Annotated in this window: 24 protein-coding genes; 12 read left to right on the top strand and 12 right to left on the bottom strand. The window is 63.4% G+C overall.

Annotated features, from left to right (window positions below; genetic code table 11):
* Positions 1 to 9: 9 nt before the first annotated feature.
* The 3 genes from E5X88_RS01165 to E5X88_RS01155 all read right to left on the bottom strand — a co-directional run bounded on the left by E5X88_RS01165 (position 10) and on the right by E5X88_RS01155 (position 2,835).
* Positions 10 to 1,281, bottom strand: a complete 1,272-nt coding sequence (locus E5X88_RS01165; RefSeq protein ID WP_292157348.1) for a beta-ketoacyl-ACP synthase — start codon at positions 1,279 to 1,281, stop codon at positions 10 to 12.
* Between the two features lie 65 nt (positions 1,282 to 1,346).
* On the bottom strand, positions 1,347 to 2,534 hold the full coding sequence (locus E5X88_RS01160) for a beta-ketoacyl-ACP synthase (protein ID WP_292157347.1): 1,188 nt from the start codon (positions 2,532 to 2,534) through the stop codon (positions 1,347 to 1,349).
* 16 nt (positions 2,535 to 2,550) lie between these two features.
* A complete protein-coding gene (locus E5X88_RS01155; RefSeq protein WP_292157345.1) occupies positions 2,551 to 2,835 on the bottom strand; it encodes an acyl carrier protein in 285 nt (94 codons plus the stop codon).
* Between the two features lie 218 nt (positions 2,836 to 3,053).
* Here E5X88_RS01155 and E5X88_RS01150 point away from each other — a divergent pair, with 218 nt between their 5' ends.
* The 3 genes from E5X88_RS01150 (at position 3,054) to E5X88_RS01140 (ending at position 4,400) form a co-directional block, all read left to right on the top strand.
* Positions 3,054 to 3,308, top strand: a complete 255-nt coding sequence (locus E5X88_RS01150; RefSeq protein WP_292157343.1) for a hypothetical protein — start codon at positions 3,054 to 3,056, stop codon at positions 3,306 to 3,308.
* On the top strand, positions 3,305 to 3,772 hold the full coding sequence (locus tag E5X88_RS01145; protein ID WP_292157341.1) for a hypothetical protein: 468 nt from the start codon (positions 3,305 to 3,307) through the stop codon (positions 3,770 to 3,772). The genes E5X88_RS01150 and E5X88_RS01145 overlap by 4 nt, the downstream gene beginning before the upstream one ends.
* A gap of 274 nt (positions 3,773 to 4,046) precedes the next feature.
* Entirely contained in the window at positions 4,047 to 4,400 is a 354-nt protein-coding gene (locus tag E5X88_RS01140) for a hypothetical protein (protein WP_292157340.1), read from the top strand.
* A 38-nt stretch (positions 4,401 to 4,438) separates the two neighbouring features.
* On the opposite strand, the gene E5X88_RS01135 is transcribed toward E5X88_RS01140, so the two are convergent.
* Positions 4,439 to 4,987, bottom strand: coding sequence for a histidine phosphatase family protein (locus tag E5X88_RS01135; protein WP_292157338.1), 549 nt, complete (start codon positions 4,985 to 4,987; stop codon positions 4,439 to 4,441).
* Positions 4,988 to 5,157: 170 nt separating this feature from the next.
* Here E5X88_RS01135 and E5X88_RS01130 point away from each other — a divergent pair, with 170 nt between their 5' ends.
* The 4 genes from E5X88_RS01130 to E5X88_RS01115 all read left to right on the top strand — a co-directional run bounded on the left by E5X88_RS01130 (position 5,158) and on the right by E5X88_RS01115 (position 9,878).
* Positions 5,158 to 6,105, top strand: a complete 948-nt coding sequence (locus tag E5X88_RS01130) for an AEC family transporter (protein ID WP_292157336.1) — start codon at positions 5,158 to 5,160, stop codon at positions 6,103 to 6,105.
* A gap of 204 nt (positions 6,106 to 6,309) precedes the next feature.
* Positions 6,310 to 7,767, top strand: a complete 1,458-nt coding sequence (locus tag E5X88_RS01125; protein ID WP_292157335.1) for an NAD-dependent succinate-semialdehyde dehydrogenase — start codon at positions 6,310 to 6,312, stop codon at positions 7,765 to 7,767.
* The gene (locus E5X88_RS01120) at positions 7,768 to 8,799 is read left to right on the top strand and encodes an aldose epimerase family protein (RefSeq protein ID WP_292157334.1); all 1,032 of its coding nucleotides are present in this window, start codon (positions 7,768 to 7,770) and stop codon (positions 8,797 to 8,799) included.
* 290 nt (positions 8,800 to 9,089) lie between these two features.
* The gene (locus E5X88_RS01115) at positions 9,090 to 9,878 is read left to right on the top strand and encodes a DUF899 domain-containing protein (protein ID WP_292157332.1); all 789 of its coding nucleotides are present in this window, start codon (positions 9,090 to 9,092) and stop codon (positions 9,876 to 9,878) included.
* 43 nt (positions 9,879 to 9,921) lie between these two features.
* Here the strand turns inward: E5X88_RS01115 and E5X88_RS01110 are convergent, their stop codons facing one another.
* Positions 9,922 to 11,862 carry a GGDEF and EAL domain-containing protein gene (locus E5X88_RS01110; RefSeq protein ID WP_292157648.1) on the bottom strand — a complete coding sequence of 647 codons (1,941 nt, stop codon included), beginning with the start codon at positions 11,860 to 11,862 and terminating at the stop codon, positions 9,922 to 9,924.
* A gap of 382 nt (positions 11,863 to 12,244) precedes the next feature.
* On the opposite strand from E5X88_RS01110, the gene E5X88_RS01105 reads away from it, so the two are divergent.
* On the top strand, positions 12,245 to 13,285 hold the full coding sequence (locus E5X88_RS01105) for a class I SAM-dependent methyltransferase (protein ID WP_292157330.1): 1,041 nt from the start codon (positions 12,245 to 12,247) through the stop codon (positions 13,283 to 13,285).
* Positions 13,286 to 13,407: 122 nt separating this feature from the next.
* Here E5X88_RS01105 and E5X88_RS01100 read toward each other — a convergent pair whose 3' ends face one another.
* Positions 13,408 to 14,337, bottom strand: coding sequence for a sugar kinase (locus E5X88_RS01100; protein WP_292157329.1), 930 nt, complete (start codon positions 14,335 to 14,337; stop codon positions 13,408 to 13,410).
* 153 nt (positions 14,338 to 14,490) lie between these two features.
* Here E5X88_RS01100 and E5X88_RS01095 point away from each other — a divergent pair, with 153 nt between their 5' ends.
* A complete protein-coding gene (locus E5X88_RS01095; protein WP_292157328.1) occupies positions 14,491 to 14,940 on the top strand; it encodes a FixH family protein in 450 nt (149 codons plus the stop codon).
* Between the two features lie 13 nt (positions 14,941 to 14,953).
* Positions 14,954 to 16,153 carry a cytochrome c peroxidase gene (locus tag E5X88_RS01090; RefSeq protein WP_292157327.1) on the top strand — a complete coding sequence of 400 codons (1,200 nt, stop codon included), beginning with the start codon at positions 14,954 to 14,956 and terminating at the stop codon, positions 16,151 to 16,153.
* A 1-nt stretch (position 16,154) separates the two neighbouring features.
* Here the strand turns inward: E5X88_RS01090 and E5X88_RS01085 are convergent, their stop codons facing one another.
* Positions 16,155 to 16,607 (bottom strand): Lrp/AsnC ligand binding domain-containing protein, encoded by a 453-nt coding sequence (locus tag E5X88_RS01085; RefSeq protein WP_292157326.1) that lies wholly within the window; start codon positions 16,605 to 16,607, stop codon positions 16,155 to 16,157.
* A 162-nt stretch (positions 16,608 to 16,769) separates the two neighbouring features.
* On the opposite strand from E5X88_RS01085, the gene putA reads away from it, so the two are divergent.
* Positions 16,770 to 20,381, top strand: a complete 3,612-nt coding sequence (gene putA, locus E5X88_RS01080; protein WP_292157325.1) for a bifunctional proline dehydrogenase/L-glutamate gamma-semialdehyde dehydrogenase PutA — start codon at positions 16,770 to 16,772, stop codon at positions 20,379 to 20,381.
* A gap of 224 nt (positions 20,382 to 20,605) precedes the next feature.
* Here putA and E5X88_RS01075 read toward each other — a convergent pair whose 3' ends face one another.
* The 5 genes from E5X88_RS01075 to E5X88_RS01055 all read right to left on the bottom strand — a co-directional run bounded on the left by E5X88_RS01075 (position 20,606) and on the right by E5X88_RS01055 (position 25,051).
* The gene (locus E5X88_RS01075) at positions 20,606 to 20,977 is read right to left on the bottom strand and encodes a VOC family protein (protein ID WP_292157324.1); all 372 of its coding nucleotides are present in this window, start codon (positions 20,975 to 20,977) and stop codon (positions 20,606 to 20,608) included.
* 1 nt (position 20,978) lies between these two features.
* Entirely contained in the window at positions 20,979 to 21,293 is a 315-nt protein-coding gene (locus E5X88_RS01070; protein ID WP_292157323.1) for an antibiotic biosynthesis monooxygenase, read from the bottom strand.
* A 68-nt stretch (positions 21,294 to 21,361) separates the two neighbouring features.
* Entirely contained in the window at positions 21,362 to 22,126 is a 765-nt protein-coding gene (locus E5X88_RS01065; protein ID WP_292157321.1) for an energy transducer TonB, read from the bottom strand.
* 340 nt (positions 22,127 to 22,466) lie between these two features.
* Entirely contained in the window at positions 22,467 to 22,910 is a 444-nt protein-coding gene (locus tag E5X88_RS01060; RefSeq protein ID WP_292157319.1) for a hypothetical protein, read from the bottom strand.
* Between the two features lie 5 nt (positions 22,911 to 22,915).
* Positions 22,916 to 25,051: a TonB-dependent hemoglobin/transferrin/lactoferrin family receptor gene (locus E5X88_RS01055; RefSeq protein WP_292157316.1), complete on the bottom strand. Its 2,136-nt coding sequence runs from the start codon at positions 25,049 to 25,051 to the stop codon at positions 22,916 to 22,918.
* Between the two features lie 299 nt (positions 25,052 to 25,350).
* Here E5X88_RS01055 and hemP point away from each other — a divergent pair, with 299 nt between their 5' ends.
* Positions 25,351 to 25,557: a hemin uptake protein HemP gene (hemP, locus tag E5X88_RS01050; RefSeq protein WP_292157314.1), complete on the top strand. Its 207-nt coding sequence runs from the start codon at positions 25,351 to 25,353 to the stop codon at positions 25,555 to 25,557.
* The last annotated feature ends 2 nt before the right edge of the window (positions 25,558 to 25,559 follow it).

Here is a 25,559-nt window from a genome sequence, read left to right as displayed (position 1 = left end):
AGCGCTCGCTTAGACCGGTTCCCGCGCCATGACAAGGCAGGTGTTCTGGCCGCCGAAGCCGAAGGAGTTGGACAAAACAGTGCGGACCTCGGCGTTGCGCTTCTTGTTCGGCACCACGTCGAGCACGATCGCCGGATCGGGATTGTCGTAATTGATGGTCGGCGGGATGACACTTTCGCGCATGGTCATCAGCGAAAACGCGGCCTCGACCGCGCCGGCCGCCGATAGCGTGTGGCCGATCATCGACTTGTTCGACGAGATCGGCATCGAGCCGGTCCGCTCGCCGAACACGGTCGACAGCGACAGATGTTCCATCTTGTCGTTTTCCGGCGTCGAGGTGCCATGGGCGTTGACATAATCGATCTCATCCTCGCTCAAGCCGGCATCGGCCAGAGCGGCGCGAACCGCGGCGGTCGCCGGCGAAGCGTCGGGCTTCGAGCGGGTGCGATGGAAGTCGTCAGCCTTCTCGCCGCAGCCGCGCAGGATGCCGAGAATAGTCGCGCCCCGGGCCAGTGCGGCCTCTAGCGATTCCAGCACAAGCGCGCCCGAGCCCTCGGCCAGCACGAAGCCGTCGCGATCCCTGGAGAACGGCTTGGATGCCTTTTCGGGGATGTCGTTGTGCGTCGTGAGCGCGGAAAGCAACGAGAACCGGATCAGCGCCTCCGCGGTTGCCGAGCCGTCGGCGCCGATCGACAGCGCCCGGTCGCATTCGCCGCGGCGGATCGCCTCGACGCCGAGCTGGATTGCGGTGGCGCCCGAGGCGCAAGCCGTCGACAGGGTGATCGGCAGGCCGCGCGTGCCCAAGCGGTCGGCGAGCCGGTCTGCGATCGAACCGAACTGGGTGGTCTCGAAAATATCGAGCTCCTTCAAACTCCGCGCCACCCGAAGCAGCCGTTCGGCGCCGATGTCTTGGCTGTCGGAATTGTAGAGCGAAAAGCGCTCGCTCCAGTCGAGTTCGACCGGCGGCGAGGCGAGGAAAAGCGGTCCGCCGAAGTCGCCTGAATCAAGGCCCGATTCCGCGATCGCTTCCTGTGCGGCGCTCTCGGCCAGTTCGTAGGTGAGGGGACTGGCGCCCTTCGAGCTCGACGCCAGGAAATCGACCATGCCGGAGATGCGGGTGCTCAGATGGTCGACCGGAAAGCGGGTGATCGGATGAATGCCGGACTTGCCGGCGGTGAGCGCTGCCCAATTGTCGGCCTTGCCGACGCCCAGCGACGTCACCACGCCGATGCCGGTGACGGCGACTATCGGCCTGCCCATGTGATCGTTCAGATTGGCCATATTTTTATCCTGACCGTTCTTTGTTGGAGCAGCGGATTCATCCGAAACCGCTTCGCCCCGACGTTTTAGGCGGCGTTGACCAACGCCATGCCCTCGAATTGGTGATAGCCGATCGCCGTTGCAAGGACGGTTTTCGGAATGCCGTTGAACGGCCTCTCGTTGGCGGCGTCAAACACAGGGCAGGCGGCCTCGTGCTCGACAGCCAGTGCCGCCAGCGCCACGGCGAAGGGAAACTGTGCCTCCTTCATGTGGCCGGTCAGCGTCGAAAAGCCGCGTGCGGCAATCGCCGGATTGGCGTCGAGCGCCGATTTCTCGGCGGCAGTTGCGGCATGGGCACCCGAAGCGCCTGAAATCGCCAGCAACTCGCCGCTCGGCAATGCTGCCTGCCTGAGCAGCGCGGCAATTCCGGCATCGAGCTCGCCCTGCCGCCGTCTGGCGCGTCCGGATAAGACCGGGCCGAGTTCGGCATAGATCTTTCGTCCGCGGCTGATCGCGTGTTCGCGCTGTTCCAGGACGAGAAACGCGCCGCCGGATCCGGTCACCACGCCGCCGCCCTCGGCGCCCTGTCTCTGCCAGACCGGCTTCCAGGGACCGCGATGCAGGTAGCCGGCCAGCTCATAGCCAAGCAGCATGTCGGAATGTTCGGTCTGGAAGGCGCCGCCAACCAGTATGTGCGTCGACTGACCGGAACGGATGCGCGCGGCGGCTGTCTCGACGGCGGCGACGCCCGCACCTTCCTCGCCCATGAAGGTGCGCGACGATCCCGTTACCTTGTGGACGATCGAGATGTTGCCGGCGAGCAGGTTGGAAAGCTGCGCCAGAAACAGCGTCGGCCGCAATTCGGTGGTCAGTTTCTCGTTGAGCAGCACGTCGCGGTCGTTGCGGCTTTCGGAGGCTGCGAGAATGTCGGCGTCGACTGTCTCGTCGCGCTCGCCGCCGCCGGCAGCCACCACCATGTCCATGGTCGTGCAGAGTTCGTCGTTGCCCTTGATGCCGGCGTCGTCCAGCGCCATGCCGGCGGCATAGGTGCCCAGCCTCTGCCAGGTTTCCATCTGCCGCTGGTCGCCGCGCTTGGCGATCTGCAGGTTCCAGTCGATCTCCGGCAGCGGGTGAACGGTGTAAGGCCGGAAGCGCGTGGCTTCGAGCACGGGTTCGAGGCCCGGCTGGACGAGTTTGCGCCAATGCGCATCCGGACCTTCTCCCAGCGAAGAGACAAGGCCGATGCCTGTGATGACGACGTGGTGGGGGCTCATGGGCGGCTGTTGTGGGTCAGGCGACGTTCTTGGCCGCGACCAGAGCGTCGATCTTGGTACACAGGTTCTTCATGACGAAGTAATCGTCGGTCGAGGCCTTGCCGTCATTGACCTCTTGCGTCCACTTTTCCAGTGGCACCTTGATGCCGAATTCCTTGTCGATGGCAAAGACGATGTCGAGGAAGTCGAGGCTGTCGATGCCGAGATCGTCGATGGTGTGGCTTTCAGGGGTGATCGTGTCGATATCGATCTCACTGGTGTCGGCGATGATCTTGGCGACTTTGTCGAACGTGGTGGACAACGGCTTTTCCTTCGGGTTGCGGGCGGAATCTGTCCGCATGTGTTTGCGCGCTGTCTAATCGGTTTTTCCGGGCAGGAAAAGGCCTGATGCGCCGGGCGCAGATGGGATGGTTACTTGGCGAACGCAAGAAGGGCCGCCGGCAATCCCTCCCGGCGATATGCCGCAACCATCCCATTTTAGGTTATTGAACGTACCAATGTACCATGGTACATAAATCCATGACCATAGAACGCGTGCAGACCGGGGTGCGCCTGGAAAAAAAATTGGTGAAGGTGCTCAAGGCCCTGGCCGAACACCGCGACATGAGCCTGGGTGATCTCATCGAGGGCATCGTGCTGCATGCCTTCGAAGGCCGGACGCCGTTTTCCCCGGCGACCCTGGAAACGATCAGCCAGTTGAAGCGGATCTACGGGCTGGAGCTTGGCGCGGCGGACAGCCACCGTCTGGCGGAAACCGGCGGGGAGGGCGGATGACAAGCCATATCGAGCGCAGCCACGCCATCGTGCTTTCGGGGCCGGTCGACCGCGTCTTTGCATTGTTCACGCCGATCGGAGAGACGCTGTGGGTGGACGGCTGGAACCCGGAGTTTCTGCATCCACAGGACGGGGAGACGCGCCAGGGCATGGTCTTCCGGACCGCCCACGGCGACGAGACCACGCTGTGGGCCTGCACGGACTGGGACCCGCTGGCGCATCGTGTCCGCTATGTCCGGGTTACGCCGGATTCGCGTTTCGGATTTGTCGAAGTGGCCTGCCGCCCGACCGCCGAAGGGCGCACGGAGGCGTCGATTGCCTACACGTTCACGGCCCTGAGCACGGCAGGACGATCGTACCTGTCCGAGCTGACGGAGGATGCGTTCGCGCGCATGATCGAGGGATGGAAGGTCGGCATCGACACGTGGCTGCGGACGAGCGCTGGCCCTAGTGGTGAAATCTGACGCTTGGAGATCGCGGCGGCGACTTAACCGAATTGGAGACCACTCCGACTTGGAACTCCCTCCGTCGTCCCAAGCCTGCCCTCTAAGTCCGCAAGCGGTGGGAAGTTCGCGTTGCCGCCCTTGATCTAAACGCGCGGAAAGCGCCAGACGCAGACATGTCTTTCGTTAATCAACGGTACCAAGAACTGCGTTTCTCCCAGCCTCATCGCAGTTGTCCCCCTTGTAGCGAGGAGGGTTCTATGTACTCTCGAAAATGCTCTGGAGAAGACCCGGGATGAGACTTGCAGTGTTAGTCGCGTTGGCCACGGCAGCAACTGGATGTGTGAGCTCTCCGGTCGATTATGGAGTGTCGCTTTCGAAGCAAGATCCGAAGTGGGTATCGCCGGAATGTCAACAGGCCCGTGTTGAGGCTTCGGACTATGATGCTCGCGAAAAAGAGCATCCCGGTTGGGGGACCGGCATCTTCCTCGGCCCTTACGGATTAGGGCTCGCAGCAGCCATCAAAGAGCACGAGCAAAAGGAGCGAAAGATATACGCCCGCAAAATACATTCGCGGTGTTCAAGTTTGCCATTGCCGAAGGAACTCGAGGGAGATCCGAGCCCTCCGGCCACAACAAAATATCCTTAGGTTAAGTTGAGCGCCTCGAGAGTTTGATATTCTCGCTTCTAAAAGGTGACGCGGCCGAGCACACGCAGGCCGTCGCCTTGCGGCTCGACGATCACGGCTTCGCCTTCGCGCGGCGAGATGCCGGTGAGGGCCATGATGTTTTCCAGATGGGTGACCATGACCAGATTGTCGGAGCCGGAATAAGCGCGGATCTCGTCCATGACCGCGGCGAGCTGGGCGGCTTTCTCGCTCGCGTCGGTCTTCAACAGGTCAAGCGGCGCGAAGGGCTCGGGCTCTTCTCTGAAAGCGATGCGGGCGGTGTCGAGACAGCGGCAATAGCGGCTGGACAGCATACGCTCGATCGGTGCCGCGCGGGCGCCGAACAGCGCGCCGATTTTGCGCGCCTGCTGCTTGCCGCGCACCGAGAGGTTGACCTGGGTCGCGCATTTCTCGATGTCGAAATTCGCCGCATCGGTGGTGCCGGTGACCATGGCATGGCGAAGCAGCACCACATGTCCGCCGTCGCGCAACAATGCCCAGCCGGCTTCAGTCGCATTTGCGGCGGCGGGAATGACGAGCAGCAATAGCGCCAGCACAAATCGAAGCATCAGATGTCCTTTTCCGGTGACCGGCAGGTGGGTTCCGGTGACCGGCATATAGGGACGGCAAACTCAGTTGAAAGACAAGGCATGACCAAGCCCTGGTTGCTTGCGGCGCGGGCCGTTTTGGCGAAGCGGGGCGATTGCGCTGCGATCCCGGCTCGCCTATCAGGAGAAAAATGTCTCCACTCATCGAAACGGTCCTTTTTGTCTTCGGCCTTGTCGCGCTCGGCTATCTGGCCGGGCTTACCGGCTATCTGAAGGCCGAGGCGGGCGAGGCCATCGCCGAATTCGCCGTCGGGGTGGCGATGCCGCTGCTTCTGTTCCGCACCATGGTCAACGCCGATTTCCATGGCTCCGCGCCCTGGTTGTTCTGGGGGGCCTATTTCGCGGCGGCGGCAGTCACGTGGGCCGCGGGCCATCTGGTCACCACGCGGGTGTTCGGGCGCGATGCGCGTGCCGGGGTCGTCGGCGGCGTGTCGTCGGCTTTTTCCAATCTCGTCCTGCTCGGCATCCCATTCGTCCTTGGCACATTCGGGCCAAGTGGATTCGAGGTGCTGTCGCTGCTGATCTCCGTGCATCTGCCGACGATGATCATGGCGTCGATCATCCTGTTTGAAATTTTTGGCCGCCGTGATGAGCACGTGCATCCGCTCCGCGTCATCCGGAGCTTCTTTCGAAAGATGTTCTCCAATCCGCTGATCATCGGCATCATGGCCGGATGGGTATGGCGTATAGCCGACCTGCCACTGCCAGCGCTGGCCGTCCGGCTGGTCGATGCGCTAGCCAACATCGCCGGACCGGTCGCGTTGTTCGCCATGGGGCTTGGCCTGTGCCGTTTCGGCATCTCCGGCAATGTGCGGCCGGCGCTGGCGCTGTCGGCGCTGAAGCTGTTTCTGATGCCGGCCGTTGTGCTCGGCCTGGTCTGGCTGTTGGGCCTGCCGCCGCTGTCGGCAAAGGTGGCGGTCGTGGCTTCCGCGCTGCCATCGGGGGTCAATTCCTACCTGATTGCCACGCAGTTCGGAACCGGCCAGGCGTTGGCGTCGAACCAGATGACCATCGCCACCGCCTGCGCGGTCGTCACCACGGCTTTCTGGCTGACGGTGGTCGTCTATGTCTTTGGATAGCAATGTCTTCGGATGGCAAACTTGAGCGCAAGTTGACCTCGCCCTACGCTGGCCCAAACCCTATATGCCATCTTGCGATTGATTGCGGGGCTTGCCCTAGGTAAAGAGCAGTGGCTCCAGGCGTGCCGGCATCGATGCCAGTGCGCACGCCCACCAAAGAAATCCAGATACCGGCCCGTCAGTGCGCCGAACGGAGGCTAGACCATGCTTCAGAAAACCAGCCATTTCATGCGCCAGGCCAATCTCATCAACGGCGAGTGGGTGCAGGCCGACAGCGGCCAGACGGTCGACGTCAACAATCCGGCCACCGGCCTCAAGATCGGCACCGTGCCGAAGTCGGGCAAGGTCGAGACGCGCCGCGCCATCGAAGCCGCCGACGCCGCCTTCAAGACATGGCGCAAGACCACCGCGCTCGAGCGTTCGAAGCTGTTGCGCAAGCTGCATGACGCGATGATGGACAATCAGGACGTGCTGGCCGAGCTGCTCACCATCGAGCAGGGCAAGTCGCTGTTCGAATCGAAGGGCGAGATCGGTTCGGCGGCGTCCTACATCCTGTGGTTCGCCGAAGAAGGCCGCCGCACCTATGGCGACGTCGTGCCGTCGCCCTGGGCGGACCGCCGCATCCTGGTGACCAAGGAGCCGGTCGGCGTCATCGCCGCCATCACGCCTTGGAATTTCCCGTCCTCGATGCTGGCCCGCAAGCTCGGCCCGGCGCTTGCCGCAGGCTGCACCGCCGTCGTCAAGCCGGCGTCGCAGACGCCTTATTCAGGCCTCGCCTGGGGTGCGCTCGCCGAGGAGGTCGGCTTCCCCAAGGGCGTCATCAACATCCTGACGGGCGCCGCCGGTGAGATCGGCGATGAGATCTGCGCCAACCCGCTGGTCAAGAAGATCACCTTCACCGGCTCGACTGAAGTCGGCAAGATCCTGATCCAGAAGTCGTCGACGACCGTGAAGAAAGTGTCGATGGAGCTTGGCGGCAACGCGCCGTTCCTCGTGTTCGACGACGCCGACATCGAGCGTGCCGTCGCTGGCGCGATCACCGCCAAATACCGCAATTCCGGCCAGACCTGCGTCTGCACCAACCGCTTCCTGGTTCAGTCTGGCGTTTATGACAAGTTTGTCGAAAAGCTCGCCGCCGCCAGCAACGGTCTGAAGGTCGGTTCCGGCCTCGAGGATGGCGTCCAGCAGGGGCCGCTGATCGACGAGAAGGCGGTGGAAAAGGTCGAGGAACTGATCGCCGACGCCACCGCCAAGGGCGGCAAGATCGTCGCCGGCGGCAAGCGCCACGCGCTGGGCGGCTCGTTCTTCCAGCCGACGGTGATCGCCGATGCGACGCCGAAGATGCGCTTTATGAAGGAAGAGATCTTTGGCCCGGTAGCACCCGTGTTCAAGTTCGAAACCGAAGAAGAAGCGATCGCACTCGCCAACGACACCGAATTCGGTCTCGCCTGCTATTTCTACACCGGCGATCTCGGCCGCGCCTTCCGGGTCATGGAAGGGCTGAAATACGGCATGGTCGGCGTGAACGAAGGCCTGATCACCACGCCTGAGGCGCCGTTCGGCGGCGTCAAGGAATCGGGCCTCGGCAAGGAAGGCGGACATCAGGGCATCGAGGACTATCTCGACACCAAATATGTCTGCATCGGCGGCCTCGGCCTCTGATTGGCGATGAAGGACGGCGAGGTCTTCGGCACGACACAGGCAGGCGACGCCGTCCGCCGCTTCGCCATCCGTGGTGGCGGCCTTACCGCCAACATCATCGGGCTGGGCGCCATCATCCAGGATCTGCGCCTGGCCGGGCACGATGCGCCGCTGGTGCTCGGCTATGACAGTTTCGAAGCCTATGAAACGGATACGGCCTTCTTCGGTGCCGTCGTCGGGCGCTATGCCAACCGCATCCGCGATGGCCGCTTCACCATCGCCGGCCAGCGCCACCAGACCGAGCGCAACTTCCTCGACAAGCACACGCTGCATGGCGGTTCGCAGGGCTATTCCCACCGGCCGTGGACGGTATCGCTGCATGGACGGGATTTTGTCACGCTGACCTTGCATGATCCCGACGGCACGATGGGCTTTCCAGGCGCGCTCGACGTGACCTGCACCTACCGGCTGAAAATCCCCGGCACGCTCAGCCTCGAGATAACCGCGACCTGCGAGGAGCCGACGCTGTGCAATCTCACCCAGCATTCCTATTTCAACCTGGATGACGGCGGCGCCGGCGATATCCTCGACCACCGGCTGATGCTGAACGCCGGCGCCTACCTTCCAGTCGATGGCGACCTGATCCCGACCGGCGTCGTGAAGCCGGTCGACGGCACGCCCTTCGACTTCCGCCAGGCGCGGCCGTTGCGCCTGGAGAACGAGGGCCAGCAGCTCCCCTACGACGAGAATTTCTGCCTTGCCTCGACGCGCGGGCCTCTCAGGCAGGCATCATGGGCGCAAGGGGCCAATTCCGGCGTCGAGATGGAGCTCTGGACCACTGAGCCGGGCGTCCAGCTCTATACCGGCCAGTATCTGGCGCCGCCTTCGCCGGGACTCGAGGGACGCCGTTACAAGACTTATTCCGGCTTCTGCCTGGAACCGCAGGTCTGGCCGGACGCGCCGAACCGGCCGTATTTCCCGCAGGCCACATTATGGCCGGGCCAGATCTATCATCACGTGACGGAATATAGGTTCAGATTGCCTGACGCCTGAACCCGGGTTTCCTGCGCTGACGTCGGTTCGGAAGGGATCATGTCCGCCGTCTGCGTCGTTGGGGAACAGGAAAAATCCACCCGAAGCCCCGAGGGATCACCCGCTTCGGGCGCACGCGCGGCGCGCCTGTAATCGGCGCCCCCTTCGGAATAGCGCCACACTTGTTACTCCCACCGTCCGCTTTCCGGTGCCAGACTATCTCACGACCAACAACGAGCGATGAACAGCGAATGGAACCGCGCCTCAGCCACGAGGCGCGGGAGTTCGCCCAAATCAGGAGGTTTTGAGCCATGACTGCATCAGCCAAGAACGGACAGAAAAACGGACAGCCCGCCATGCACACACCACCGGTGGTGTCGCCGCAGGCGTGGCAGGCGGCCCACGAGCAGTTGCTCGTGAAGGAAAAGGCCCAGACCCACGCCCGTGACGCCTTGGCCGCCGAGCGGCGGCGGATGCCATGGATGGCGGTGGAGAAGACGTATGCCTTCGAGGGGCCTGACGGAAAGGCGAGCCTGCTCGATCTGTTCGACGGTCGGCGTCAGCTGATCGTCTACCGCGCCTTCTTCGAGCCCGGAGTGTTCGGCTGGCCCGACCATGCCTGCCGGGGCTGCTCCCTGGTGGCCGACCAGGTCGCCCACGTCGCCCACCTGAACGCCCGCGACACCACCCTCGTCTTCGTCTCGCGGGCGCCTCAGGCTGATATCGCGCGGCTGAAAGCGCGGATGGGCTGGAACATACCGTGGTTCACCCTCACCGACAGCTTCGACGCCGACTTCGGCGTGGACGAATGGCACGGCCACAACGTGTTCATCCGCGACGGCGACCGCGTGTTCCGCACCTACTTCGTCAACAACCGCGGCGACGAGCAGATGGGGAGCACCTGGAACTATCTCGACATCACCCCGCTGGGCCGCCAGGAGGTCTGGGAGGACTCGCCCGAGGGCTATCCCCAGACCCCGACCTACAAGTGGTGGAACTGGCACGACAGCTACGCCGCGGATCCCGCAGCCGACAAGAAGTGGGCCGAGGTGTCGGACGCCGGAGAGGCGGCGTTCCGGGAGGCGAGCACGAAGCCATGAGCCAGGCCGGTTCCGGTGGATCCGACGAGCGCTCCGCCGCTGTTCATGCGGACTTAACAAGCGAAAGTGAGCGTTTGTGGGTGGCCGGTCTCGCGCGGAACCTCGCGGCGGGGGCAGGACGGCCGAGATAAAAGCCTTGGACTTCATCTATGCCGAGTTCGCGTACAAGGGCCATCTGCTCGTCGGTTTCCACCCCTTCGATCAAGATTTTATGGCCGCGATTTCGGACCAGGGCGATAATGTCCTGCAGCATCGCCTTGCCCCTCGGGGCGCCGCAGTCATGAAGAAACGAGCGGTCGATCTTCACGGTATCGAAATCGATCAAACGAAGCCATGAGAGGCCCGCGAAGCCCGTCCCGAAGTCATCAAGCCAGATCCTGATCCCTAGCAGCTTCAGGTCGCTGATGCAGCGAAGAATGTCGGAGTGTATCTCCATCTCCAGCCCTTCGGTGATCTCGAAGGCCAGCCTGCTGCCGGCGACGCCAGTGTCGCTCAAAATGGTCGCAACAGAAGCTGCGAAGCCCGGCGTCTTGAGCTGAATTGGAGAGACGTTGACGCTGACGACACGGACGTGATCGTGCGCCAGAAGCTCGGCGCACACCGTCCTTATTGCCCAGCGCCCGAGCGCCAGGATCGCGCCAGTTCGTTCCGCCACGGGAATGAACAGGCTCGGCGGAACCGATGTACCGTCCAGCATGTTGAGGCGCATCAGAGCCTCGACGGCTTCAACTCGGCCGGACACGACATTCTGGATTGGCTGATAGACGAGTGAAACGAGATCCTGGCCGATCGCGATCTTCAGCAAAGCCGCAATGTTCTCGCTCTCGTCGCTGCTCTGGGGATCGTTTGGATCGAACAGCCGAGCACAATTTCGACCGCCTGCTTTTGACAGATAGAGCGCGCGATCGGCCTCGTGGATGATCTTCTCCAGCTTGGCGCCAGTCTGCGGCCTGGTGAATGCAGCGCCAACGCTCACCGTCACAACCGAGGTGCCGTCCCTGCGGTGCTCGTGGGCAATCGCGAGGTTCTCCACCGTGCTTCGAATGGCTTCCGCGATATCCGCGACCTGTTCTCTTTTCTCCATGTGAGCCAGGACAATGAATTCCTCACCGCCGTAGCGGCCGATCGAGCCATTGTGCTGCTTGACCATATCGGCAAGGGCATTGGCGACAAGAATAAGGCAGCGGTCGCCTTCTTGATGCCCGTAGAAGTCATTGAACCTTTTGAAGAAGTCCACGTCGATGAGGATCGCCACAAAACCGCTGCCATACCTTTGCCAGTCGCTCCAGTAGTGCCGCAGCTTCTCGTCGATCGCCCGCCGATTCTCCAACCCCGTAAGCGGATCGGTTCTCGACAGGTTCAACAGCGCCTGTCCGCGTTCAGTGGCTTCCTTGTGCTGGATTTTGGCCTCGAGGGCGTTCAGGAAGACGTTGTAACGCTCCTCATTCAGCTTCCAGTTCACGTAGGACGTGAAAACGAAGCATGAGAGATAGAAGGTGCCGAAAGCGATCTGATACGACGTGTCGTGCGGATAGAGGACCATCATGGCCAGGAAGAAAACGGAAAACACAAGGCTCGAGGTTATGACCGACAACTGAAATTGAAAGCTGAAAAACAGGTTCGCGCCCATCATGAAAATGGCGCCGAAAACCATGTAGTACGACATGTTTACCGTGTGCTCGGTCATCATCGACGGGACGAGCCAGATCAAATATCCGAGGAAGACGGCCGCGGCGCAGAGCCGGTCCAACCAGGCGGATCTGCCGTTCCAGCGAAACAGCAACTCGAATATCGACAACATTACCACGCCGAACGTGAAGCGCGCGGCGACGGTGTAGGCCGCGACGTCCGGCACCAGCAGGATATCGGTGATCGAGAAGAGCATGTAGACGAAAAACGAGGACCAGATCCCTAGCCTGGTCGCCTTCGTTCCATATTCGTCGTGGTACTGCCGGTAGAGAACGGGAAGCTCCTCCCGCGACAGCTGGCGCCGCTGCGGCAGACCTTCTTCGACACGATCGGTCGACGGTTCTGGCACGGACTGACCCAGCGGATTGCCCCCCTCGCGCAACGCGATTTGTTACACTTCACGGTTGGACGGCGTTCGACCGCGATGTTCGTCGCACGCCAGACAGACCGATCCCCCGACCCGACCGCAACTCGTTTCAGGCTCCAACGAGACCACCATAGCAGATGCCTCATTACCTAAGGTTCTTCGGCATTCCGCCAATTTTCATCAAATATTCGGTGGCAACGGGCGCCGACTGCACACACGCCGACCGTACAGGAGAATTTGCTTTCGTCCTCCTTGGCAAACGCTTTCATTTAGCCGTAGGTTAATGGAGTATTAACATAAAGGTTGCAGTATGAATCAAATGTCGTTCGACGGGGAAAGTCTTATAACTCCCAAAGCAATCGCGGACGCGTTGGTTTCCCCGCGCCGCCCCCGTCGGCATGACGAGCAGTTCGAAGCCGGCAAGGCCGAGCTGGCGCTGGTCCTGGGGTTTGCCGGGCAAAGGTTCGAACGGGAGAGCGACACGGCCGCGATCATCAATCGCGCCAATATCGATCTGCATGCATTGCGCGGCAAGGTGCATCCGGCGGTCTGGCAGGAACTCATCCCGATCGCCCAGAACCACCCGGCCCTGGAGTTCTTCCTGCAGGATCCTTTCACGCGCTGGTCGTTCGAAAAGCCCAGGGGGTATTCGGGCGACGCCCATCTGCTTGACTTTATCTACGGCCATCCGAGCGTCGCGGCGGAGATCGCCGGCGCCAGCCCGCTCGGGAAGGCGCTTTACGACAGCACGAAGGATTCCCTTTCCTCGAACGCAGTGAGGGAGCGGCGCGATCTCCTGGCGCGGCATGTCGACGAAACCGCGGCTCTTCAAGGGCGGGAGACGGAAATCCTCACCATCGCCGCGGGACATCTGCGCGAAGCCGATCGTTCCGCCGCCCTTCGCGAAGGGCGGATCAAGCGGTGGATTGCACTCGATCAGGATCCCCAGAGCGTAGGATCGGTCGCGCGCGACTTTCGCGGAACCGCCGTTGAGGCGCTCGACGGCTCCGTTAGTGGCCTGCTGACCAACGCCTACGAACTCGGCCGGTTCGATTTTATCTATGCGGCGGGTCTCTACGATTACCTTACCCACAAGGTAGCCGTTAAGCTCACCCGGTGCTGCCTGCGCAAGCTGAAGCCGGGCGGGACCTTTCTCTTCGCCAATTTCTCGCCGGAAATGATCGACGACGGCTTCATGGAGACGGTCATGAACTGGGCGCTGCTGCAGCGCTCGGAGGCCGACATGTGGAACATCATCAATGCCAGCGTCGACCGCAACACCGTCGAGGCGCAGGTGTTCTTTGGCGAGAACCGCAACGTCCTGTATGGCGTCATCGAAAAGCGCGGATAGCGACCGCCTCGGGCTGCACGCCAGCGGACGTGAAACCTCAAGCACTTTCGGCCGGAGTACTCACGCGTGCGGCTAGAAGCGATGGCTCGCACAAGCGGGGCGGAGTTCGACCTCCGCTCTCATCAGCCTGCTTGATCTTCGAACGCCGCCCTCAGCGTCTCGAACGGCGCCAGCGCGCCGCGCACCTGGACGACGCTTGCTGCGACGCGATGCGCGCGCAGCACGGCCGCGGCCGGGGCATGGCCGGCGAGCCGGGCGGCGAGATAGGCGCCGTTGAACGAATCGCCGGCGCCGGTCGTGTCGACGGGGGCGGCGACATGCACGGCCGGAACGGAACGTAGCGTTTCGTTTGCGGCGATCAGCGCCGGTTTCTCGCCGTTCTTGACGACGACCTCGGCGACCAGCTTTCCCAGCCGTTTCGCGGTCGCCTGCGGCGTTGCGTCGCCGAACAGCATCTGCTCGTCGGGAAAGGTCGGCAGCGCGATGTCGGTGACTGCAAGCGCATCGAGGATCGAGGCTTGCGCTTCCTCCTTTTGGCGCCATAGCCGCGGCCGGTAGTTGGGATCGAAGGCGACAAGTGAGCCGGCGGCGCGCGCCTTGGCCACCACTGCCAGCAATGTCTTGCGCGCGGCATCATCCAGAATTGCCAAAGTGATTCCGGAAAAGTAGACAAGCGCCTGATTTTCAAGGCTTTTCGCCAATGCTTGCGCGTCGGAGGCAAGCTGCCTTGCGGCCGCATCGCCGCGCCAGTAGGTGAAGGAGCGTTCGGCACCGGTCAGCGTGATCGCATAGAGGCCGGGCCGTGCGCCCGGTATGACCGGGCTGGCGCCGATGCCGATGCCATTTTGCGCGAAGAAATCGATCTGGCTGCGCGAGAACGGGTCGTCGCCGAAGGCCGAGACATAGGTCGCCGGCCGGTCGCCGCTCAGCGCATGCAGCGCCCACAGCGTGTTGAACGTGTCGCCGGCAAAACCCATGCGCCAGTTCGGTCCCGCCTGGCCTGAAAGTTCGAGCATGCATTCACCGATCGAGGCGACGCCGTTTCCTGTCATGAATCTCTCTCCGCGTAACTGCGCTGCTGTAGCTTTTTGCGGCCGGCAGCGCCATGCTTGGCGTCAGCGGATTTTGCGCCAGATGCGTTTTCTCGACGGCGCGGCGGGACGCGATCTGCCCAGCAAGACGTTATCCTGGGAGAGGGAACCGGTTTGGCATCGTTATGGCGCTATGTTCTGGCAGGTCTCGGTCTGGCTGCATTGCTGACTGGCGTTCTCGCCGCCGTCTATCTGACCGCGCCGCACGCACCACAGCGGGCCGGCTCCGAGATTGTACGCTCGAAATCGACGGCGAACGGGTTGTTCGTGGCCAGTTTCGAGCCGGAGCGGGGCGTTATCCGGCAAGGCGAGCTGCAATCCTGGCTGCTGACCCTCAAGACAGTTGCGGGAGCCCCGGTGGAGGGTGCCGCGATCGCGATTTCGGGCGGCATGCCGCAGCACAGGCACGGTCTGCCGACCAGCCCGCAGGCGACCGATTATCTCGGCGAAGGGTGCTATCGCATCGACGGGGTGAAATTCACGATGAGCGGATTGTGGCAATTGCATTTCGCCATCTCCGCGGCGGCCGGATCCGACACGGTCGTCTTCAACGTGCTGCTGTGAGAGCCGGAGCAAGATGAGCCGGCTTTCGCGTCTTCTCGTGCTGATGGCGATGGCCGTGCTCGCCGGCTGCGGCAAGCCGGCGTTTTCCGATGCCGAGAAGAAGACCATCGCCTCGCTGGCGCTGTCGGCGCTGCCACCGCTGAAGACCGACACCACCAACCGCTACGCCGATGTGCCGGCCGCCGCCGCCCTTGGCTCGACGCTGTTCTTCGACGTCGGGATGAGCGGCGACGGCATGGTCTCCTGCTCGACCTGCCACAAGATCGACCGGCAGTTCCAGGACGACCTGCCGCGGGCGGTCGGCGTCGGACGCACCAACCGGCGCACCATGCCGCTGGCCGGCGTCGCGCACGATCCATGGTTCTTCTGGGACGGACGGCGCGACAGTCTTTGGGCGCAGGCGCTGGCGCCGCTGGAAAATCCGCTGGAGCAGGCCGGCAACCGCGCCGCCTATGCGCACTATATCAAGGCGCGTTTCGGCGAGCGCTACGAGCGCATCTTCGGGCCGCTGCCCGACCTTTCCGATGTGGCGGCCAATGCCAGCCCGCTCGGCAGCGATGCCGAGAAAGCGGCGTGGAACGCCATGCCCGCTGCGCAGGCCGAGGCCGTCAACCGCGTCTTCGCCAATATCGGCAAGGCGATCGCCGCCTTCGAGCGCTCGATCGCGCCGCCGCGGACGCGCTTCGACCGGTTCGCCGCCGCCTTGGCTACCGGTATACAGCCGCAAGGCGACGATGCCTTTTCGCCTGAGGAAATCCTCGGGCTGAAGCTGTTCATCGGCAAGGCCAATTGCGTGACGTGCCATACCGGCCCGCGTTTCACCGACAGCAGCTTTCACAACACCGGCGTGCCGCCGGTTGCGAATTTGCCGCCGGACCGCGGCCGCATGGACGCGGTGGCGCAGGTCGAAGCCGACCCGTTCAACTGTCTCGGCGCCTTTCGCGATGGCGACGCCAGCGCCTGCGGCGAACTGCGCTTCATGGTCAAGGCCGGACCGGAACTCATCCGCGCCTACAAGACGCCGTCGCTGCGCGGCGCCGCCAACCGGGCGCCCTACATGCATGCCGGGCAGTTCTCGTCGCTCGACGAGGTGGTGGCGCATTATTCGACGGCGCCGACGAGTGTCGAGGGTGAATCCGAAATCCACCCGCTGCAACTTTCGGACCGCGAACGCGCGGCGCTGGTGGCGTTCCTGAAGACGCTGGCGGAGTGAGCTACCGATCCTTCACCGTTTCCATCGCAACGAAGGTCGAGGTCTGGGCGACGTGGGGCAGGGCGGAGATGCGCTCGCCGAGCACGCGGCGGTAGGCTGCGATGTCCGTGGTGCGGACCTTCAGGAGATAGTCGAAGCTCGACGCCATCATGTGGCACTGCTCGATCTCCGGCACCGCCTGCACGGCGCGGTTGAAGGCTTCGAGCGCGGCCGAGCGGGTGTCCGATAATTTCACCTGGACGAAGGCGACATGGCCTTCGCCCATGCGCTCACGGTCGATGATCGCCTGGTAGCCACGGATGACGCCGTCCTTTTCCAGCCGCTTGACCCGCGCCTGTACCGGCGTCTTCGACAGGCCGACTTTTGCCGCGAGTTCCGACATGGAAAGCCGCCCGTCGCGCGCCAGCGCCGACAGGATGTTCCTGTCAATGCGGTCCAATTGGTCTTCCATCATCGGATTTGTGGTCAAACTGGAGAAAATTCAGACCCACGATAGACCAATCGACCTGTCCTGTCGATTTCTTTGGACCGACTGAAATCGGGCTTTGTGCTAGCTTGCGCCATTCGGTCCGGTGACCGCCGGCCCGCCCCCTGATGCTCGCTCTACAGGACCGCCATGCCAGCGCTCGATGCCATCCGCCAGCAGATCCGTGCCAATTATTTGCCTGACGAAGACGAGGCCGTGAAGCGGCTGGCCGAGGCGACGGGGCTTTCGGCCAAAGAGCAGAAGGCGATCTCGGCCCGTGCCGCCGATCTGGTGCGGGCGGTGCGCGGCTCGTCCGATCCGCGGCTGATGGAAGTGTTCCTGTCCGCCTACGGCCTGTCCACCAAGGAGGGCGTGGCGCTGATGTGCCTGGCCGAGGCGCTGCTGCGGGTGCCCGACACCGAGACGATGGACGACCTCATCGCCGACAAGATCGCGCCGCACGACTGGTCGGCGCATTCGGGCGGTTCGAGCTCGATTTTCGTCAATGCGTCGACCTGGGCGCTGATGCTGACCGGCCGGGTGCTCGACGAAGGCGAGGGCGGCATCGAAGGCACGCTGCGCGCCATGGTGCGCCGGCTGGGCGAGCCGGTCATCCGCAAGGCAGTCGCCGCCGCAATGCGCGAAATGGGTGAGCAGTTCGTGCTCGGTCGCACCATTGCCGAGGCCGTCAAGCGCGGCCGGACGATGACCCAGAAGGGCTATCTCTATTCCTTCGACATGCTGGGCGAGGCAGCCCGCACCGAGGCCGACGCCTTGCGCTATCTCAAGGCCTATGCCGACGCCATCTCCTCGCTCGATGCCGGCGCCAACGGCCCCGACATCCGCCAGAACCACGGCATCTCGGTCAAGCTGTCGGCGCTGCATCCGCGTTACGAGGTGGCGCAGAAGGAAAAGATGCTGCCTGTCATGGCCGAGCGGCTCTTGTCGCTGGCGCTGGCGGCGCGCCACTCGCGCATGGGCCTCAACGTCGACGCCGAGGAGGCCGACCGCCTCGACCTGTCGCTCGACGTCATCGAACGGGTGCTGGCCGAGCCGGAGCTTGCCGGCTGGAACGGTTTTGGCGTCGTCGTCCAGGCCTATGGTCCGCGCGCCGCCTTCACCATCGACTGGCTTCATGCGCTGGCGAAGAAATACGACCGCACCATCATGGTGCGGCTGGTCAAAGGCGCCTATTGGGACACCGAGATCAAGCGAGCGCAGACGCTGGGGCTCGACGGCTATCCGGTCTTCACCCGCAAGGCCAACACCGACGTGTCCTACCTGGCCTGCGCAAAGAAGCTTTTGTCGATGACCGACCGCATCTATCCGCAATTCGCCACCCACAACGCCCACACGGTCGCCGCCATCCTGTCGATGACCGGGGAGCGTGACTCCTTCGAGTTCCAGCGCCTGCACGGCATGGGCGAGGCGCTGCACGAGACGGTGCGTCGGGCCGAGGGCACGCGCTGCCGCATCTATGCGCCGGTCGGCGCGCATTCCGACCTGCTTGCCTATCTGGTCCGCCGGCTGCTGGAGAACGGCGCCAACTCCTCCTTCGTGCATCAGCTCACCGACGAGGAGGTCGAGCCGGAGGAGATCGCCCGCGACCCGCTCGAAACGGTCGAGAAACAGGGTCCCGCCGCCAATCCGGCGATCGCCCGGCCGTCGGCGATCTTCGGCGCCGGCCGCCGCAATTCGAAGGGGTTCGACATCACCGACACCGTCACGCTGACTGCGATCGAGACGGCCAGGGCGGAGTTCGCCGGACCGGATCGCTGGCACGCCAAGCCGATCACCCGCGCCGCCGGCTATGGCAAGCAGCGCCCGGTCGCCAATCCGGCAAAGCCCGACGAGGTGGTCGGGACGGTCAGCGAGGCGACCGCCAAGCAGGTCGCGACTGCCGTGCGCATCGCCGTGGAAGCGCAGCCGGCCTGGGCGAAGCGTGCCGTTGCCGAACGCGCAGCCATCCTCAACCGCGCCGCCGACCTCTATGAAGCCAACGCCGTCGAGTTCTTTGCGCTCGCCACCCGCGAGGCCGGCAAATCGCTGGCCGACGGTGTTGCCGAGGTGCGCGAAGCGGTCGATTTCCTGCGCTATTACGCAGCCGAAGCGGCCAGTGCCGAGCCGGGCACCGAGGCGCGCGGCGTGATCGCCTGCATCTCGCCGTGGAACTTTCCGCTCGCCATCTTCACCGGCCAGATCGCGGCAGCACTCGTCACCGGCAATTCGGTCATCGCAAAGCCGGCCGAGCAGACGTCGCTGATCGCCTTCCGCGCCGTCGAATTGCTGCGCGAGGCCGGTGTGCCCGAAGACGTCATCCAGCTTCTGCCTGGCGATGGCCCCTCGGTCGGCGGCCCGCTCACCGCCGATCCACGTATTGCCGGCGTCTGCTTCACCGGCTCGACCGAGGTCGCCAAGCTGATCGAAAAGCAACTGGCCGAGACCGCCGCGCCCGACGCCATGCTGATCGCCGAGACCGGCGGGTTGAATGCGATGATCGTCGATTCCACCGCGCTTCCCGAGCAGGCGGTGCGCGACATCCTTGCCTCGGCTTTCCAGAGCGCTGGCCAGCGCTGTTCGGCGCTGCGCGTGCTTTACGTGCAGAAGGACGTCGAGAGGAAGATGCTGGAGATGCTGAAGGGCGCGATGGAAGCGCTCAGCCTCGGCGATCCCTGGCAGATCTCCACCGATGTCGGCCCGGTCATCGATGACGAGGCGCAAAAATCGATCCGCGACTATTGCACCAGGATGGGTCTGCAGGGCCGGCTGATCGCCAAGCTCGAAGCGCCGAAGAACGGCCGCTTCGTTGCGCCGCATGTCTTTCGGGTCAAGGGCATCGAGGACATGGAGCGCGAAGTGTTCGGGCCGGTGCTGCATGTCGCCACGTTCGACGCCGACGACATCGATGCGGTGATCGCCGCGATCAACCGCAAGGGTTATGGCCTGACCTTTGGCCTGCACACGCGCATCGAAGGTCGCGCCCAGCATTTTGTCGACGGCATCCATGCCGGCAACATCTACGTCAACCGCAACCAGATCGGCGCCGTGGTCGGCTCGCAGCCCTTCGGTGGAGAAGGGCTTTCGGGCACCGGGCCGAAGGCTGGCGGGCCGCACTATCTCAGGCGATTCCGCAAGGGGCCGGAGGCGGGCACGCCTATCCTTGACGGCCGCAAGGTAACGGCGACAGAGCTGGCCGATAATCTGCCAGACCCCACGCTGGGCGACTGGTCGACGCGGGCTGACCGGGTGGCGGTGCTCAGAAAGCACTTGCGCGGCAAGGGTGCCGCGGCCATTGGTGCCGCCGCCAGCATCGATTTCGGTCAGATCGATCTGCCCGGACCGACCGGCGAGGCCAACACGCTGTCGCTGTCGCCGCGCGGTCGCGTGCTCTGCCTGGGGCCGGACGCCGACACGCTGCTTGCCCAGACCATCCAGGCGCTCGCGGCCGGCAACGCGGTGCTGGCCGTCGCGCCCGGTGCGCCGGCGGCACTGTCGGCGCTGACCGGCAAGGGCCTGCCGCTGGCGGCCATCGACGGCCGTCCCGACCCGGTCGAGGCGCGCTCGCTGCGCGTCGACGTCGTCGCCTTTTCCGGCACGCCCGAGGCCGCGCGCATCGTGCGGAAAGTCATCGCCGACCGCGTCGGTCCAATCGTGCCGCTGGTCAGCGAAGTGCTCAACCCGGCGGCCTACGCGCATGAGCGCGCCGTCTGCGTCGACACCACGGCCGCGGGCGGCAATGCCAGCCTGCTGGCCGCGGCGTAAGATTCAGCGATGACTTTTCGTTGCTCTTAGGCGTCGTGGCAATCGCTTGATGTTGGCGCTGCCCCTCACCCTTACCCTCTCCCCGTGAAGAACCGGGAGAGGGGGTCGCCAGCGTTGCGACCAAGCCCCTTCTCCCCGTCGTTCACGGGGAGAAGTGCCCGGCAGGCGATGAGGGGCGGCACCGAGATCGGCGATTGGTCTGACGCGATTGACCCGCCGAAGCCTTACACTTCCTCGGGCGCGCAGCCGAATTTCAGCAGGTTGCCATGCGGGTCCCAGACGTAGAATTCCTTCATGTTCCACGGGCGAATGGTGAAGGGGCTGAGTTTCTCGATGCCGCGCGCCGAAAATTCGGCATGCAGCGCCGGCACCTCGCCGCCTCTGATATAGCAGGACGACACTTCTGGCAGCTTGCGGTCGTCGCTCTTCCAGAAGTGAATCTCGATCTCGTTGCGGCGCATGATGAGATAGTCGTCCATCTCCGGCCCGACGATGCCGAAACCGAGCTGGTCGCGGTAGAAATCGCGCGTTGCCTTGATGTCGGGCGAGGGCAGCACAGGAATGCTGCGGGCCGCGTCGGCTGCGGGCGAGGCCACCTCACGCGCCCTCGACGACCGAAAAGCCCTCGAATTGCGGATGGCCGAGATAGTGCACCTTGGTGGTGCCGGCGTTGCGGTGCGCGGCGCGAAAATTCTCGGATTTGGTCCAGGCGACAAAATCCTCATGGCTCGCCCACACCGTGTGCGAGGCGAACAGCGTATAGCCTTCGGCTTCGTTGACCGGACCGCGCAGCAGATGAAATCCCTTGAAACCTTTCATCTCCGAAAGGCTGGAATCACGGTTCTTCCAGACGTCCTCGAAGGCCTCCTCAGAGCCGTTCTGGACCTTGAAGCGGTTCATGGCGATGTACATTGGCTGTCCTTTCGGGATTGCGGATTATGATGCTTGGTGGATTGCCTGAAACGCCGAGGCGCAGGCTGTCAAAATGGACCGATCCGCGCTTTGAACACCCAACTTGACTTGCCGGTTTCGGTTGGAATGGGAGGGAACGGTGCTTGCTTGCGCACCAGTGCCAAAGCGAATTGATCAAGTTCCGCAGAACCTGAGCTTTCGGCAAGCTGTATGTCGCTGATGCTGCCGTCGGCCATGACAACGAATACGACCCTGGCATTGTTGCGAGCGCTCGCTTGTATCGATTTCGAAACACGACGGTTGGCGCGGGCAAGCTTTTTCTGAACTTCACCGCTGTAGCGGGATTCTATCGCATTGCCTGCCGCTGCCTGCTTCTTGCCCGTGCTGGAAGTCACCGCGTCGCGTTCCTCGCCATCCGCCGCGCCGCGGGCCTCGTTCGTTTCGCCCGCTCCGCCAAGACCTGCTGTCGCGCTTGGCCTTGCAGTCGGGATCGGCGGCTGTCCGACATCGGCAGGAGGCGCCTCGGTGCTTTCGGCCGGAGCAGCCGGCTCTGCCGGCGTTTCAATCTTCGGAGCCGCGCTCTGTTCGTCCAGGCGCGAGGTGTCGGCCATCGGTATGTCTGGGGCGGCGATGGGTTGTTTGGCGACCCGGGGCAAGGGCGCGGGGGGCTGCGCGGCCATTTCCCTGGCGGGCCGGTCGGCAGGCGGCTCGGGCTTGACCTCAGGTTTGGCCGGCCGTGGGTCGGGCACCAAGGTAACGTTCATCGCGCCCGGGGCCTGAGCATCCAAGGCGCTGCCAACCACGTTGGCGCCGGTTTGATCGGTGCCTTCCATCTGGATTGCATCCTTGGAATCGAATGTGCCGGCAGGTGTGATGAGAAAGGCGGCCGCCACCGCGGCATGAAACAGGCAGGAGGCGATGATCGCCGCCGCCCATTTGCGGCTCATGGCTGACGGCCGGGCCGGCGCAAGCGGTTCGGTCGGCGCAATCGCCAGTTCGCCTTTGGCGTCGGGGAGGGGGCTGATTTTCTGCATGGCTCGCGACGAGACCTGCCGCGACCGGCGCGGACTTGTCAAATCAAGATCATTTGCCCCTGGCGACCACAGAACGGAGGTGGCCAACGGCCATGCCACGATGTTCCGTCCGAGTGCGGGCTCCAGTCCCACTGTCTTCTCAGACCCCGAACGCGATGCCAGTCTTGGTCTCGGTCTTCAGGCCGCGCATGCAGGCGTCCGGCTCGATGCCGGTGCCCGCGCATTCCGTCGTGCTGTTGATCAGCACGCGGCTGACCTTGGCGCAGTCGGCGCCGGCAAGATCGAAACGCGTCACCTTGGTCTTGCCCGCCGGCAGGTCCTTGAAGTCGAGCACGGTCAGCCGGTCGACGACGCCGGCTTCGTTGAACAGCGCGATCTCGAACGCCGCTTTCGAGAGGTCGGCGCCCAGGGTGTTGTTGACCACGAACGTCAGACGGCAGCCCTTGTCGGAGGGTTGTGCGCCGTTGAGCTCAAGTGTGAGAGCAGGGACCGGCGCGGACTCTTGCGCCCACGCCGGACCCATCACAAGCGGCATCGCCAGCGCCGAGGTCAGCAGGCGAAGGGATGCCGTCAAGCTTGCCATTGTCGTCAACCTCCAAACCGCATCGTGGCCGCCAGCTTCAGCGTGACGCCAGGCTCGTAAACTACACTCGTGGCCGAGGCATTCAACGGATTGGTGTATTTCACGTCGAACAGATTGTCGGCGCGGAAATCGACCTTGAAATTGTCGGTCGCCTGGTAGCTGGCGAAAGCGTTGACCAGCGTGTAGTCCTTGGCGATCGCGTTGCCCTTCGGCTTGCCATTGTACTGCACCTCGCCGCCGACGGTCAGCTTGTCCTCCAGGAAGCGGAAGCCGAGTTGCGCGGTGACCTGGGAAGAGGGAACGGTAACGAGGTCTGCCCGCTCGCCGTCATAGGAGATGGTGTGGCCATCGATGATCGATGCCGAAAGCCCGGCGAAACCCCAGGCGGCGTCGTAGACGCCCTCCATTTCAAAGCCGCGGATCTTGGCTTTTGCGAAGTTCTGGTACTGGAAGCAGATCGGGATGCCGGGGCCGAACGGGCAGCCACTGGTCGGATCGAAGGCCGACAGGGTGACGCCGTCGATGTAGTCTTCGACGTCGTTGTTGAAGTAGGCCGCCTTGAAGCGAAACGCGTCGCCGGCCTCGAGGAGGTCGTTGTGCTTGTAGTTGACGCCGAATTCGACGGTCTTGCCGGTTTCAGGCTTCAGATCGGGATTGGGAAGAAACGGAAAGCTGACGCCTGCCGGATGGTTGCCACTGATGAGGGTTTCCGACAGCGACGGGGAGCGATATCCCTCCGCATAGGTGCCGTAGAATTGCAGTCCCGAAAGGCTGGCGGTTTCGAACGGCGAGACGCCGACGGTGATGCGCGGCGACAGCCGGTCGCCGGAGGTTTCGCCGACATCGCTGTCGAGCTTGTAACTGTCGTAGCGCAGGCCGGCGACGATCTCGAGCCAGTCCCAGGTGAGCTTGTCCTGGATGTAGGCGCCGGAAACGTTCCGCTTGCCCGAAGGGGTATAGAAACTGTCGCCGCCTGCGGCGCCACCCGTCTCGACGTCATCGCCAACCCAGTCGCCGCCATAGGTCAGCTCGTGCGCGATCCCGGCGGTCTCGAAGCGCGAAGTGTTCCAGATGTCGATGCCCGAGGTGCCGATATCGAAAGTCGACATCGAACCCGCCGGCAGGACGATGGGGAGACCGGTGACGGGATCAAACCGGTTCTGCGGGACAAGGCTTGTCATGTCCAGCTTGGTCTTGTTGTAGGAGGCGTTGATATGGAGATCGAGCCAGCTCTTGTCTTCATCGGTGATGTTGTAGCGGGCGGTGAAGGTATTCGCCTCCAGGTCGACGTCATTCACCGCCGTGCCGCCGCTGACCTCGTTCCACCCGTCGCTCGTGCCATTCCAGCCCAGCTTCAATTCGCTGTTTTCGCTGGGGCGGATGGTTGTCTTGAGAAGGCCGCTCAAGACGTCGAAGCCGGTGCCGTTCACTGTATCGCCGCCGCCATCCTTGTAGTCGTCGTAGTCGCGATAGACGATGTTGCCGAGGACATCCCAGTTTTCGTTGAAACGGTAGGCGCCGGCAGCGCTGGTCGTCCAGCCCTCGCCATTGCTCTCGTAGCGTCCGGTCGCTGACGCCGCCCAGGTTTCGCCGTCGCGAAGAAAATCGTCCGCGTCCTTGGTCTCGAAAAAGACAACGCCGCCGATGGCGCCCGAACCGTAGGTGTTGGCGACGGGGCCGCGGATGACGTCGACGGATTTGATGAGCTCCGGGTCGACATAGAAGGTGGATTGCGTGCCGTGGTCGGAGCGCTGGAAATTCTGCCGCGCACCGTCGACGATCACCGCGACGCGGCCGAAATCCTGCAAGCCACGGATATTGATGCTGGAACTGACGCGCCTTGCGTCCGCCTGGACCGCTACTCCAGGCACACCCAACAACATTTCGTTAGGCGTCGTCGCCATGCGGCGTTCCAATTGCTCCTGATCGACATGACTGGCCGAAGCCAGAGAATCGATCGCCGTCTCGCCAGTGCGGCTGATGACCAGGATCTGGTCGAGCAGCGTTACGCCTGCCGGGGCCTGCCCAGCCTCTTCAGGCGCCTGTTCGGTCTGCTGCTGGTCTGTTTGGGCAGCCTGTTGCGCGTTGGCCGACGGCGTGAGCAGCGCGATCGCCGCTGCACCCGCCAGCAATGCGGCCATTCCCTTTGCCATAGACCGGCCCTTTGCCATAGACCGGTGTGCCGGGCCCGCGTTGCTGTCCGCCAGCCGTCCCCAATTCGCCAACCCCATGCCCCAACTCCAAAAATCCTGGTTCGATGCTGGCTGGCTTGGGGCTCGCTGGCATTTTTCATCGTGTCCGGCGTCTTAAATGTTGACTCACTTAGTCCGGTATTGCACTGACTAGTAAACATGATTATTCAAGTCAAGAAATGAATCGGCATTTTCACGCAAGCGTCGAGCCAGCTGACCAAGCCCGGCCCAGGAAAGGGATCGAACAGATGAACACGCACAATCCCAGTGACTTTCGCTATCGCGTCCGCCGTTCCGACGACAATTCGGCTCGTTTCGATCGGCTTCCGTTGACCGTGAGGACCCTGTCCAGCAACACGCTGTTCCAGGGCGAGCACGAGATCGGCATCGAGCATCATGGAGCGCTCTACCGGCTGAAGATCACCCGCCAGGGCAAGCTCATCCTCAACAAATAGGT

The sequence above is a fragment of the Mesorhizobium sp. genome (assembly GCF_004962245.1).
In the GTDB taxonomy this organism is placed as follows: Bacteria; Pseudomonadota; Alphaproteobacteria; order Rhizobiales; family Rhizobiaceae; genus Mesorhizobium.
This window is presented reverse-complemented; position numbering and strand designations above follow the sequence as displayed.